This window comes from Pleionea sp. WD8-19 (genome assembly GCF_055326765.1).
This window is the reverse complement of the sequence record NZ_JBUZOU010000002.1, coordinates 229,497-241,929: the sequence shown is the minus strand read 5'-3', so window position 1 is coordinate 241,929 and position 12,433 is coordinate 229,497. Positions and strand designations below refer to the sequence as shown.

The following is a 12,433-nucleotide window of genomic DNA, read 5'->3' as shown; positions in this document are numbered from 1 at the left end:
ATCGTTGCCACTTTAACCTTGAATCGAATCGAACATGAATAAACTAACCTGCTTTAAAGCCTACGACATTCGTGGAAAACTCGGCGAAGAACTCAATGAAGACATCGCCTATCGCATTGGTCGTGCTTATGGCCAATATTTAAAACCTAAAACTATGGTGATTGGCGGCGATGTTCGTGCGACTTCTGAAGCACTCAAGTTGTCATTAGCTGAAGGTTTACGTGATGAGGGCGTCGACGTTGTTGATATTGGCATGACCGGTACGGAAGAAATTTATTTTGCAACTTGGCACCTGGGTGTTGATGGTGGAATTGAAGTGACGGCGAGTCACAATCCCATTGATTACAATGGTATGAAGTTGGTCAAAGCCGGTGCACAGCCTATCAGTGGCGATAGTGGTCTTAATGCGATAAAAGAGTTGGTAGAACAAAATCGTTTCGAGTTACGAGCCGAGACTTCGGACCGTGCGAGTTTCGAGAAAGGAAAGTTAACCCAAAAATCGGTGCTGGATGATTATGTTGAGCATGTCTTGTCTTATATCGATTTAAAATTACTGCGTCCAATGAAGCTGGTGGTTAACAGTGGTAATGGCGCTGCAGGGCACGTAATAGACGCAATTGAAGCGGTCTTCCAGCTACGCAATATTCCCGTTGAGTTTATTAAAGTGCATCATGAGCCCGATGCGACGTTTCCTAATGGCATACCGAACCCTTTGTTACCGGAAAACCGTGCCGACACGGTTGCAGCCATTAAAGAACACAATGCCGATTTGGGTATCGCTTGGGATGGCGATTTCGATCGCTGTTTTCTGTTTGATGAAAATGCGGAATTTATCGAAGGGTATTATATTGTCGGATTGTTAGCCGAAGCCTTTTTACAAAAAGACGCTAACCAAAAAGTCATTTACGATCCTCGACTCACTTGGAATACCGAAGACATTATCCGTGATAATGGAGGGACGCCGGTGATGTCAAAAACGGGCCACGCGTTTATTAAAGAACGCATGCGTAAGGAAGACGCCGTGTACGGCGGTGAAATGAGCGCGCATCATTATTTCCGTGATTTTGCCTATTGTGATAGTGGGATGATCCCATGGCTTTTGGTGATTGAGTTGATGAGTCGTCGACAACAGCCTTTATCGACGATGGTCTGTGAAAGAATGGCAGCTTATCCATCGCCGGGTGAAATCAACAGTAAAGTAGAAGATGCGGACGCTACGATTGAGCGCGTGCTTTCGACCTATCAGAATGATGCTCTATCGATCGATTATACCGACGGTATCGGGGTTACGTTTGAAAACTGGCGTTTTAACCTTCGTAAGTCTAATACAGAACCGGTGATTCGGTTAAACCTCGAAACTCGGGGCGATAAAACACTGATGGAGAAGAAGACTTCTGAGTTATTGACGCTAATCCGACAATAATATTTCCAAATCCGCTATAGGCCGCTAGCCAGACTCGTGGTGATTGATATAAAATCGCCGGTTCATTAGTTAAAGGGGAACGAAGTTCTGAGTCGCAAGAATCCTTAGTACCTACTGTATCCCCTATATAATCTGTCTTAGAACTTAGAACTTAGAACTTAGAACTTAGAACTTAGAACTTTTAAAGGTTTAACAATGCCCGTAATCACTCTTCCTGATGGCAGTCAGCGAGCTTTCGACAATCCGGTCACTGTCTATGACGTGGCCCACGAGATCGGTCCCGGTCTGGCCAAAGCGGCTTTGGCTGGCAAAGTGAATGGTAAAGAAGTGGATACCAGTTTTACCATTTCCGAAGATGTTGAGCTGGCTATCATTACCGAACGAGACGAAGAGGGGCTCGAAGTGTTGCGTCACTCTTGTGCGCACTTATTAGCGCAAGCAGTTAAAGAGTTGTTTCCTGAAGCGCAAGTGACCATTGGTCCGGTGATTGATAACGGTTTTTACTATGATTTTGCTTATGAGCGACCGTTTACGCCTGAAGATTTAACCGCCATCGAAAACAAGATGATGGAATTAACCAAAGCCGATTTTCAAGTGGTGCGATCGGTTATGCCACGCGATGAGGCCGCGGAGTTTTTCCGCAACATGGGCGAAGAATATAAGGCTGAAATTATCGCCAGTATTCCAACCAATGAAGACATTTCACTATACAAGCAAGGTGACTTTATCGATCTTTGCCGAGGACCTCACGTTCCCAGTACTGGAAAAATCAAAGCGTTTAAATTAATGCGTGTTTCAGGGGCCTATTGGCGTGGTGATTCCAATAACGAGATGTTGCAGCGAATTTACGGCACTTGTTGGGCCAATAAAAAAGATTTGAAAAAATACCTGCATCGTTTGGAGGAAGCTGAAAAACGTGATCATCGTAAACTCGGCAAACAACAGCAGTTATTCCACTTTCAAGAAGAATCACCCGGAATGGTGTTTTGGCATAATGATGGTTGGAGCATCTTTAAAACGCTTGAAGCCTACATACGTGACGTTTTAAAGAAGAACGAATATCAGGAAGTAAAAGCGCCACAAGTATTGGATCGCAGCCTTTGGGAAAAGTCCGGTCACTGGGAAAAGTTTCAAGACGATATGTTCACGACGGAATCGGAAAATCGAACTTATGCGGTGAAACCGATGAATTGTCCTGGACACATTCTTATTTATAATCAAGGTCTTAAGTCGTATCGAGACCTTCCTTTACGCATTGCCGAGTTTGGTTCTTGCCATCGTAATGAGCCATCGGGGGCTTTGCATGGACTGATGCGCGTGCGCGGGTTTACGCAAGACGACGCCCATGTGTTTTGCACAGAAGAGCAAATACAAGATGAAGTCGCTCTTCTGATTGACATTATTTACCAGGTTTACGCTGATTTTGGCTTCGATAAGGTTGAAATCAAATTATCAACTCGCCCTGAAAAGCGTGTGGGTAGTGATGAAATTTGGGACAAGGCCGAAGAGGCTCTGGCTGAGGCGCTTAAATCAAAAGGCATTGAATATGAATTGCAACCCGGTGAAGGGGCTTTTTACGGACCCAAAATCGAGTTTTCGCTACGAGATTGCTTGGATCGCGTATGGCAATGCGGTACGGTTCAACTCGATTTTTCGATGCCAAGCCGGTTAGGCGCTGAATACGTTGCTGAAGACGGCACAAAGAAGACACCAGTGATGATTCATCGTGCCATTTTAGGTTCATTGGAGCGGTTTATTGGAATTCTTATTGAAGAATACGCCGGGAAATTTCCACCTTGGCTGGCGCCGACCCAAGCTGTTGTGATGAATATTACCGATAATCAGGGCGATTTTGCGGCCAAAGTAGCAAATTCTTTGAATAATAAAGGATTTAGGGCCAAAGTAGACTTGAGAAACGAGAAGATCGGCTTTAAAATTCGCGAGCACACACTGGCGCGTGTTCCATTTTTATTAGTCGTAGGTGATCGCGAGATGGAAGAGGGCAAGGTTGCGGTGAGAACCCGTACCGGCAAAGATCTCGGAAGCCTTACAATAAATGAGTTTGAAGCTCTGCTAAATGAGAACATCGCGTACTTAGGTAGAAACAACCTGGAGGAGTAGGATTATTAAAGGTCCAAGAGGCAAGGGCGGTCAGGAAAAGCGAACCACCCGACTGAACGATGAAATTACTGCAAGAGAAGTTCGATTAATTGGGGCCGATGGAGAGCAAGTCGGTGTTATGAGTGGCCGGGAAGCGCTAAAAGTCGCTGAAGAGGCTGCGCTGGATTTGGTAGAAATTTCACCCGATGCTAAACCTCCAGTTTGCCGTATTATGGATTATGGCAAATTCTTGTTTGAACAAAAGAAAGCTGCAGCCGCTGCGAAAAAGAAGCAGGTGCAGATGCAGATTAAAGAAATCAAGTTTCGCCCAGGTACTGACATTGGCGATTACAACGTTAAGTTGCGAAACTTGGTTAAGTTTCTGGAACACGGTGACAAATGCAAAATCACGATGCGTTTTCGTGGTCGTGAAATGGCGCACCAGGAAATTGGCATGGAGTTGCTGAAGCGACTGGAAGGTGACCTTACCGAATACGGTGAGGTTGAGTCCCGCCCGGTAATGCAAGGTCGTCAAATGACCATGGTTATCGCGCCGAAAAAGAAGAAAAAATAACCACCACTAAAATGAAGGTTATTTTCAGTTGCGAGTGACGAGTTTCGAATAGCGAGTTAATAAACTTGCCATTTGAGGTTCGCTACTCGTAATTGAGTAAGAGGAAATGATTCCGGGTATTTATGCCTCGACCCTCGTTCCTCGCAATACCAACTATAAGTTGGTACTTGTCCCTTGCGGTCTATTCGCAACCGACCTGGGATAAAAACGGGGAAGTGCAAAGGTTTTGACCTTTTACTTCCAATAACTAAACGCTGTTGTGCGCAGTTGAACAGTCTGGAAAACCAAGGTTTTCTTAGTCGGCCAACAGAATCGTTTGAAGTCGGTGTTACTTTAAATACAGTTTCCGACCAAGAACAATGGTAACGAATGCGGAGTTATTACCATGCCAAAGATCAAAACCGATCGCGGCGCAGCCAAGCGCTTTAAAAAAACAGGCAAAGGTGGCTATAAGCATGGCCAATCTCACTTACGTCATATACTGACTAAGAAGAGCTCTAAGCGTAAGCGTCAACTTCGTCATCTGAAGATGGTCGCAGCAGCCGATGTTGCTCAACTTAATCGTCAGTTACCGTACTTATAAGTGGAGGGTTGAACCATGCCAAGAGTTAAACGTGGTGTCACCGCACACAAACGTCATAAGAAAATTTTAAAAGCCGCTAAAGGTTATTACGGAGCGCGCAGTCGCGTTTTTCGTGTTGCCAAGCAGTCCGTAATCAAAGCAGGCCAGTACGCGTACCGTGACCGTCGTCAACGTAAGCGTCAATTCCGTGCTCTGTGGATCCAGCGAATTAATGCTGCCAGCCGTGAGTGTGGATTGTCTTACAGCCGTTTTATCAATGGCTTGAAAAAAGCGTCAGTAGAAGTGGATCGTAAAATCCTCGCGGATATTGCGGTTTACGACAAAGCCGCTTTTGCAGCGCTAGCCGAAAAAGCTAAAGCTGCCCTGTCTGCGTAAGTAAGACACTTCTCCAAAAACTATTTTGGATACCTTACGAGGGGAAGGGCTTATCGTCCTTCCCCTTTTTTTATTTGGTTTGAAAGCTAAAAGGTTTATTTTAAAGCTGTCATGTTTTAAAACTTAATCACGTTAAAAATATTACGAATAATTCTTTTCAATTGAAGCGCTAATCGTAATATTTTTAACTCGAAACTCGAAACTCGAAACTCGAAACTCGAAACTCGAAACTCGAAACTCGAAACTCGAAACTCGAAACTCGAAACTCGAAACTCGAACGGTCCGACGTTTCGGCTCGAAATTCGATGTCTCGATTGAAAAGGGAATTCAGTTTGTAGGATGGGTGTTAACCCATCAAAAATCGATGGGTTAACACCCATCCTACAGAGTAGGTAAGAAATATATGTCATCTTTAGAAGCATTGGTAATTGAAGGTAAAAAAGCCGTTGCAAATGCGGCAGACTTACACGCATTAGAGCAGGTCAAAGTAGAGTACTTAGGTAAAAAAGGGGTTATCACTCAGCAAATGAAACAGCTGGGTAACCTTCCTAAAGAAGAGCGCCCGGCATTTGGCCAGCAAGTGAATGTTGCAAAACAAGCAGTGCAACACGCGTTGGATTTGAAAAAAGAAGCGCTTGAAAATGCGCGTATAGCAGAGCAACTGGCAAAAGAAACCATTGATGTTACTTTGCCAGGACGCAATACCGAAGTCGGTGGTATTCATCCGGTCAATCGTACGTTGGAGCGTATCGAAGAGTACTTCGCGCAAATTGGTTTCAGTGTTGAGGAAGGACCGGAAATTGAAGATGACTACCACAACTTCGAAGCACTCAACATTCCCGGCCATCATCCCGCGCGAGCAATGCACGATACGTTTTATTTTAGCGAGTCTATGCTGTTAAGAACGCACACTTCCCCCGTTCAAATCCGAACCCTGGAGCAACAAAAGCCACCGGTACGTATTATTGCACCCGGTCGCGTTTATCGCTGTGATTCTGATTTAACGCATACACCTATGTTTCATCAGGTCGAAGGGTTATTAGTGGATGAAAAAACCAGTTTTGCCGATCTAAAAGGTGTGCTCGATGAGTTTTTAAAACACTTTTTTGAAAAAGATTTGGCAGTGCGTTTTCGACCGTCGTATTTCCCATTTACTGAACCTTCTGCCGAAGTGGATATTCAATGTGTCATGTGTAATGGCGATGGCTGCCGCGTGTGCAGTCAAACCGGTTGGCTTGAAATTTTAGGGTGCGGTATGGTTCATCCAAACGTGTTGCAATCGGTAGGTATCGATAGTGAAAAGTACAGTGGCTATGCGTTTGGGATGGGTGTCGAACGATTGACTATGCTGCGTTATGGTGTGAATGACTTACGATTGTTTTTTGAAAACGATTTAAGTTTTTTAAAGCAATTTAATTAACCAACTACATCGTTAGAGTTACGAGTTGAACGCTACGAGTCGTGATTTAAAAAACAAATTTTTTAAGTGCTAAGCATTAAATGAAATGAGTTGAAACGTTTCAATGTGATAAAGAATATTCTTAGAACTTAGAACTTAGAACTTAGAACTTAGAACTTAGAACTTAGAACTTAGACTTTTTCGTAGGATGTGGTGAAGCGAAGCGAAACCCATCAATAATTGAAAAGATGGGTGAAAACCCATCCTACAAAACCTTGGAAAGAACATATGAGAATCAGCGAAAAGTGGTTAAGAGAGTGGGTTAACCCTTCAGTTTCTACCGACGAATTAGCGGTACAATTGACGATGGCAGGTCTTGAAGTGGATGCCGTCGAAAATTTTGGTGATGAACTCAATGGTGTTGTTGTTGGCGAAATTGTTAAAGCGGAACAACACCCCGATGCCGACAAGCTTCGCGTATGCGAAGTGAATGTTGGAGCAGCTGAAAACCTTCAAATCATTTGCGGTGCACCGAACGCGCGTGATGGGTTGAAAGTGGCTGTCGCAACCATTGGTACCGTTTTACCCGGTGACTTTAAAATTAAAAAGGCCAAGTTGAGGGGCGTCGCTTCTTTTGGCATGTTGTGCTCAGAAAAAGAGTTGCAGTTGTCAGAAGAAAGCGATGGCATCATGGAGTTGGCTGAGGATGCGCCAGTCGGAAAGTCACTGGTCGAATTTTTAAAGTTAAAAGATACCGTTATTGAAGTCGATTTAACACCCAATCGTGGCGATTGTTTGGGCATGCGGGGAATTGCCAGAGAAGTCGGTGTGCTTAATGGATGTGATGTCACTGAAGTTACTTGTGATCCGGTTGCGCCAAAAATCGATGATACTTTTCCAATTGAATTGCAAGCACCAGAAGCTTGTCCTCGTTATGTTGGTCGGGTTGTTCGCAATATTAATCTGAGTGCGAAAACGCCGGACTGGATGAAACAACGATTGGAGCGCGCGGGTGTGCGTGCCATAGAACCATCCGTCGATATAACGAATTACGTGTTATTGGAGTTAGGTCATCCTATGCACGCCTTCGATCTGAATGAGTTGGAAGGAGGTATTCAAGTTCGTTGGGCAAAAGAAAATGAAAAACTGGTGTTGTTGGATGGAAAGGAAGTTGAGCTCAAACCTGATACTTTGTTAATTTCCGATCATAAAAAGCCTCTGGCGATTGCTGGCATAATGGGGGGAGAGCATTCTGGAATTAACAGTAGTACCAAAGATGTTTTTCTGGAAGCTGCGTTTTTCCAACCGCTCCATTTGGCCGGAAGAGCGCGCAGTTATGGCTTGCATACCGATGCATCTTTTCGCTTTGAACGAGGTGTCGATTACACACTGCAAGTGAAAGCTATGGAAAGAGCAACGCAATTACTGATTGACATTTGTGGCGGCGAGCCTGGGCCGATTATCGATCAAACCGATGAAGTGCACATGCCGCAAAAGCAGCCTATACGGTTGCGCTTTCAGCGTATTGAGCGATTACTCGGGATCAACCTCGAAAAGCAACAAGTAGAAGACATTTTAACTCGATTGGGAATGTCGTTATCGTCTTTTGAAGAAGGTTGGCAAGTTGAAGTGCCGAGTTTCCGCTTCGACATCGCAATTGAAGAAGATCTGATCGAAGAGTTGGTACGTATTTACGGTTACAACAAGGTTCCCAGTCGAGTACCACAAAACGAAATGCAAATGGTAGCCCGGCCTGAACATAAAATACGGAAATCGCAGATTCGTAATTTGTTGGTAGCGCGAGGTTATCAGGAAGCTATCACTTACAGTTTTGTTGAGCCAGAACTGCAACAGGCTATTAATCCAGACGTACCTTCCATTTCATTGTTAAATCCCATTTCGTCCGAATTATCGGTGATGCGTACATCGCAATGGCCGGCATTAATCAAAGCCGCTGAGTATAACTTCAATCGTCAGCAAGAGCGCGTACGTCTGTTTGAAATAGGCTTACGGTTTGAGAACTTTGAGTCCGGACTTCAGCAAACACCTACCCTGTCTGCAGTAATTGGTGGTGATTTGTTGGATGAAAGTTGGGAAGGCAAGTCGCGGCCGGTTGATTTTTACGATCTTAAAGGCGATTTGGAAGCATTGTTAAAATTAACTGTAAATTCAGACAGTTATCTGTTTAAATTAGAAAGTCATCCAAGTTTGCATCCAGGGCAATCGGCGCGTATTTATCAAGGTGATCGAGCGGTTGGCTGGATTGGTAAACTGCATCCTAATACGAAGAAGTCATTAGGATTAGAGCAAGAACTGTTCCTTTTCGAAATCGATCTCGAAGCGATAATAGAGCGAAAGTTACCAAAATTCGCCGATTTGTCGAGATTTCCGTCGATTCGTCGAGATCTTGCTCTTGTTATGGATGAGCAAATGGAAGTTGCGCAACTTATTGATTTAATTAGACAAACGGCTGGAAATCTACTAAAACATATTAATGTATTCGACATCTATCGTGGCGAAGGTGTTGATTCTGGTAGAAAAAGTGTTGCGCTGGCTATGATTTTACAGCATGCTACGCGTACACTGAAAGATGCCGAAGTCAGCGCGATTGTAGAGCGAACCGTAAAACAGCTCGAAACACAATTAGGAGCAGTGTTACGAGACTGACCTTAAGAGGTTACTTTTTTATGGCATTGACCAAAGCGGACATGGCAGAACGTTTGTTCGAAGAGTTAGGTTTGAATAAACGAGAAGCCAAAGAAATGGTAGAAACGTTTTTTGAAGAGGTGCGTAGCGCACTGGAAAAGGGAGAACAGGTGAAACTTTCAGGTTTTGGTAATTTCGACTTACGTGACAAGAATCAACGTCCGGGGCGGAATCCAAAAACGGGAGAAGAAATACCCATTTCCGCGCGTCGTGTGGTGACTTTTAGACCAGGACAGAAACTTAAGGCCCGGGTAGAGGCGTATGCTGGAAGCGAGCAATAATAACGAACTTAAACCCATACCGGCAAAGCGTTACTTTACTATTGGTGAAGTGAGTGATTTGTGTCAGGTAAAACCGCATGTGTTGCGTTACTGGGAGCAAGAGTTTCCGCAGTTGCATCCCATCAAAAGGCGCGGCAATCGTCGTTACTATCAACGTGAAGACGTTATGGTGATAAGACAGATTCGTGAACTGCTGTACGACAAAGGGTTTACCATTGGTGGGGCCCGTCAACAACTGGAGTCGGAAGAGGACTCCGGTACGCAATCTAGTCTGAATAATGAAACCCTAAGCTTACTGATCCACGAGCTGGAAGACGTGGTTCGTATTCTAAAAGCTTAAGTCGATTAAAGCTTAAGCGATCCCATAAAACATAAGAGCAATCCAGTAAAAGGATTGCTTTTTTTTTATAAATCGGTATTATTTCGCCTCCCATCGACCGACGGGTCGAAAAGATATATTCGGAGCGTGGCGCAGCCTGGTAGCGCACTTGCATGGGGTGCAAGTGGTCGGAGGTTCAAATCCTCTCGCTCCGACCAAATTAAAAAAGCCGACATTATTGTCGGCTTTTTTATTTCCAAATAGCGCCATCTAAGCCTGATTATTCGACGATAAGATTCGCAATCATCGCCACACAGTTAAACGCGATATGCATTATTATTGGTGTGAGTAAACTGTTGGTTTTCCAACGTGCAATTCCAAAAAGTAGCCCAGCGATAAAAATTAAACCCATTCCATAAACGTTGTATTGCCCCAAGTGTAAACACAGCCAAACCACGTTCGCTATGATAATGGCGCCGGTGATACCCGCACGCGTATGTCGCAGTGCATGGTACATATAGCCGCGAAAAAACACTTCTTCAAAAATGGGGGCGACCAGAATAATGGCAAACCAAGTAAGTGGGTTGCGAGCACCTTCCTTCATCAGTGCTACCATCGATTCTTCAGGTTGCCAGCCTGTCGCTTGAAAGATAAAAATAGCAATGAGGTTTAATAGGACTGCTGCAATTGTAAAGCTTGTAAGGGCCTTAAATGAAACCGATTGATAGCCCAAATGTTCCTTAAATGAGAGTTTTTGCGATTGACTGACTAACTTCAAGCAAATCAATCCCGCGATCCCACCAGAGAGGATCGATAAGGTAAGAAACGTTGAGTTGATGACTAGCTCTTGAGTGAGCTGCAAGGCTTGCTCAGGGTTGGCGATAGCGATGGATATAACGTAAATCAAACCCGCGATAACTTGACCGGACAAAAAGGCAAATAAAATTAAGGCTGACCAACCGATAGCCGACCAGAAAGTGAAGGACTTAGCGAATGCGTTATTTTGTGTGAGTTCCATTTGAAAAAATACCTGAGTGTAAATGGAGTGAATTTATGCGGTATTTAGTATATGAGATATTTGTTTTGTTACACAACCCAAACGATTTTACTTCTTTTCAATACGGTAAAGATCCAGCCGCCTGTCTTTCAGGTTATTCACAGAACCCTCAGTACTTAACAATTTAAGTTTATCCAAATCGACATCGGCGTAAATCATCATTTCGGCGTTGGCAGTGGCTTCGGCGATGACCGCGTCGTGGGGAAAATAAACATCGCTCGGAGAAAATACAGCAGATTGAGCATACTGAATAGCAACATTATCGACACGAGGGAGGTTACCAACACTACCGGCAATAGCCACATAACATTCATTTTCAATGGCGCGCGCTTGTGCACAAAGTCGTACCCGCAAATAACCATTTTTGGTGTCTACCCAAAAAGGCACAAACAAAATTTGAACCCCTTGTTCTGCAAGCAACCGTGCCAGTTCGGGAAATTCGACATCGTAGCAAATGAGAATGCCCACTTTGCCTGCATCGGTTTCGAAAACTTGCACCAAATCGCCACCGTCCAGAACCCAGTCGCGCTTTTCATGCGGCGTGATATGTACTTTAAATTGCTCATCAATTTTGCCATCGCGGTGTAATAAGTATGAGACATTATAAAGTCGATTATTTTTTTCTACCGGTAAACTGCCTGCCACAATATTAATGTTATAGGTTACTGCCATTTGCGAAAGGCGAGTACGAATTTCATCACTGAACTCAGACAAAAAACGAATGGCTTCAACGGCGGGTTTTTCGGTTGCAAGTCCCATTAAAGGCGCGCTAAAAAACTCCGGTAGTACAGCAAAATCCGATTGATAATCGGATAAGGAGTCAATTAAAAATTCGGCTTGGGCAATAAGGTCGTCTAACGAATGAACGCTTCGCATTTGCCATTGTGCGATTCCAATGCGAACGATGGACTTTTCAGTTAAATGAATGGACTCTGTGTCTTCTTCGTAAAAAATATTATCCCATTCAAGCAGTGTTGCAAAACCTTTTGATTTTTTATCTTCAGGTAAGTATTTGTGCATTAACCGTTTGATATCAAAGTCGTTCGACAGTTGAAACGATAAAATGGGATCGTAAATCTTTTTACGCTCCACTTGTTCAATGTATTCATCGACAGTCATTTTCTCTGCGTAATCTTGATAACCGGGAATCCGACCGCCGGCTAAAATCGCTTTTAAGTTCAGTATTCGGCACAGTTCGCGACGTGCTTCGTACAAGCGCCTACCCAGCCGAAATCCTCGATAGTCGGGGTGCACAAAAACATCCAGTCCATAAAGTGCATCACCGCGATCGTCATGACGTGCAATTTCTTTTTCGCTGATCACATCGGCATAAGTATGGCGTGACGAATAGCGGTAATAGTTGACTTTAATAGTAAGAGCGACGGCAACGATTGTGCTTTTATCTTCGATACAGATCTGCCCGTCGGGAAATGCATTGACCAAGGCTTGAATAGTTGCTTTCGGCCAGGCGCCGCCAATATCGGGGTAAACCAGATCCATCAGTTTGGCCAGTTGTGGATAATCCGCAGGTTCAATAATGCGCAAGTTAAGCCGTGTTTCAATGGGTTTGGTCATAGGGATTAACGTTCTATTCTATTGGAGTACCGATTAAAGCT

The 12,433-nt window shown here is 44.1% G+C and carries 11 protein-coding genes and 1 tRNA gene; 10 read left to right on the top strand and 2 right to left on the bottom strand.

The window, feature by feature from the left end:
• Positions 1-34: 34 nt before the first annotated feature.
• From ACTUJY_RS03635 to ACTUJY_RS03590, 10 genes are all read left to right on the top strand, one after another.
• The gene (locus ACTUJY_RS03635) at positions 35-1,423 is read left to right on the top strand and encodes a phosphohexomutase domain-containing protein (RefSeq protein WP_463614695.1); all 1,389 of its coding nucleotides are present in this window, start codon (positions 35-37) and stop codon (positions 1,421-1,423) included.
• 195 nt (positions 1,424-1,618) lie between these two features.
• Positions 1,619-3,544 (top strand): threonine--tRNA ligase, encoded by a 1,926-nt coding sequence (gene thrS, locus ACTUJY_RS03630; RefSeq protein ID WP_463614694.1) that lies wholly within the window; start codon positions 1,619-1,621, stop codon positions 3,542-3,544.
• 1 nt (position 3,545) lies between these two features.
• Entirely contained in the window at positions 3,546-4,097 is a 552-nt protein-coding gene (infC, locus tag ACTUJY_RS03625; protein ID WP_463614815.1) for a translation initiation factor IF-3, read from the top strand.
• Positions 4,098-4,482: 385 nt separating this feature from the next.
• Positions 4,483-4,680: a 50S ribosomal protein L35 gene (gene rpmI / locus ACTUJY_RS03620; protein WP_463614693.1), complete on the top strand. Its 198-nt coding sequence runs from the start codon at positions 4,483-4,485 to the stop codon at positions 4,678-4,680.
• 15 nt (positions 4,681-4,695) lie between these two features.
• Positions 4,696-5,055, top strand: a complete 360-nt coding sequence (gene rplT, locus ACTUJY_RS03615; RefSeq protein ID WP_463614692.1) for a 50S ribosomal protein L20 — start codon at positions 4,696-4,698, stop codon at positions 5,053-5,055.
• A 403-nt stretch (positions 5,056-5,458) separates the two neighbouring features.
• Positions 5,459-6,475 (top strand): phenylalanine--tRNA ligase subunit alpha, encoded by a 1,017-nt coding sequence (gene pheS, locus ACTUJY_RS03610; protein ID WP_463614691.1) that lies wholly within the window; start codon positions 5,459-5,461, stop codon positions 6,473-6,475.
• A 267-nt stretch (positions 6,476-6,742) separates the two neighbouring features.
• Positions 6,743-9,121 carry a phenylalanine--tRNA ligase subunit beta gene (pheT, locus tag ACTUJY_RS03605; protein WP_463614690.1) on the top strand — a complete coding sequence of 793 codons (2,379 nt, stop codon included), beginning with the start codon at positions 6,743-6,745 and terminating at the stop codon, positions 9,119-9,121.
• Between the two features lie 20 nt (positions 9,122-9,141).
• Positions 9,142-9,441: an integration host factor subunit alpha gene (ihfA, locus tag ACTUJY_RS03600; protein WP_463614689.1), complete on the top strand. Its 300-nt coding sequence runs from the start codon at positions 9,142-9,144 to the stop codon at positions 9,439-9,441.
• Positions 9,422-9,781: a MerR family transcriptional regulator gene (locus tag ACTUJY_RS03595; RefSeq protein ID WP_463614688.1), complete on the top strand. Its 360-nt coding sequence runs from the start codon at positions 9,422-9,424 to the stop codon at positions 9,779-9,781. The genes ihfA and ACTUJY_RS03595 overlap by 20 nt, the downstream gene beginning before the upstream one ends.
• A 120-nt stretch (positions 9,782-9,901) precedes the next feature.
• Positions 9,902-9,978 (top strand) — tRNA-Pro (locus tag ACTUJY_RS03590).
• 62 nt (positions 9,979-10,040) lie between these two features.
• On the opposite strand, the gene ACTUJY_RS03585 is transcribed toward ACTUJY_RS03590, so the two are convergent.
• Positions 10,041-10,778, bottom strand: a complete 738-nt coding sequence (locus ACTUJY_RS03585) for a lysostaphin resistance A-like protein (RefSeq protein ID WP_463614687.1) — start codon at positions 10,776-10,778, stop codon at positions 10,041-10,043.
• An 87-nt stretch (positions 10,779-10,865) separates the two neighbouring features.
• Positions 10,866-12,392: a nitrilase-related carbon-nitrogen hydrolase gene (locus tag ACTUJY_RS03580; protein WP_463614686.1), complete on the bottom strand. Its 1,527-nt coding sequence runs from the start codon at positions 12,390-12,392 to the stop codon at positions 10,866-10,868.
• Positions 12,393-12,433: the final 41 nt, after the last annotated feature.

Bases quoted from the DNA above. Each gene is read 5' to 3' on its own strand.
- ACTUJY_RS03635 (WP_463614695.1), top strand. From the start codon at position 35: ATGAATAAACTAACCTGCTTTAAAGCCTACGACATTCGTGGAAAACTC.
- thrS (WP_463614694.1), top strand. From the start codon at position 1,619: ATGCCCGTAATCACTCTTCCTGATGGCAGTCAGCGAGCTTTCGACAAT.
- rpmI (WP_463614693.1), top strand. From the start codon at position 4,483: ATGCCAAAGATCAAAACCGATCGCGGCGCAGCCAAGCGCTTTAAAAAA.
- rplT (WP_463614692.1), top strand. From the start codon at position 4,696: ATGCCAAGAGTTAAACGTGGTGTCACCGCACACAAACGTCATAAGAAA.
- pheS (WP_463614691.1), top strand. From the start codon at position 5,459: ATGTCATCTTTAGAAGCATTGGTAATTGAAGGTAAAAAAGCCGTTGCA.
- pheT (WP_463614690.1), top strand. From the start codon at position 6,743: ATGAGAATCAGCGAAAAGTGGTTAAGAGAGTGGGTTAACCCTTCAGTT.
- ihfA (WP_463614689.1), top strand. From the start codon at position 9,142: ATGGCATTGACCAAAGCGGACATGGCAGAACGTTTGTTCGAAGAGTTA.
- ACTUJY_RS03595 (WP_463614688.1), top strand. From the start codon at position 9,422: ATGCTGGAAGCGAGCAATAATAACGAACTTAAACCCATACCGGCAAAG.
- ACTUJY_RS03585 (WP_463614687.1), bottom strand. From the start codon at position 10,778: ATGGAACTCACACAAAATAACGCATTCGCTAAGTCCTTCACTTTCTGG.
- ACTUJY_RS03580 (WP_463614686.1), bottom strand. From the start codon at position 12,392: ATGACCAAACCCATTGAAACACGGCTTAACTTGCGCATTATTGAACCT.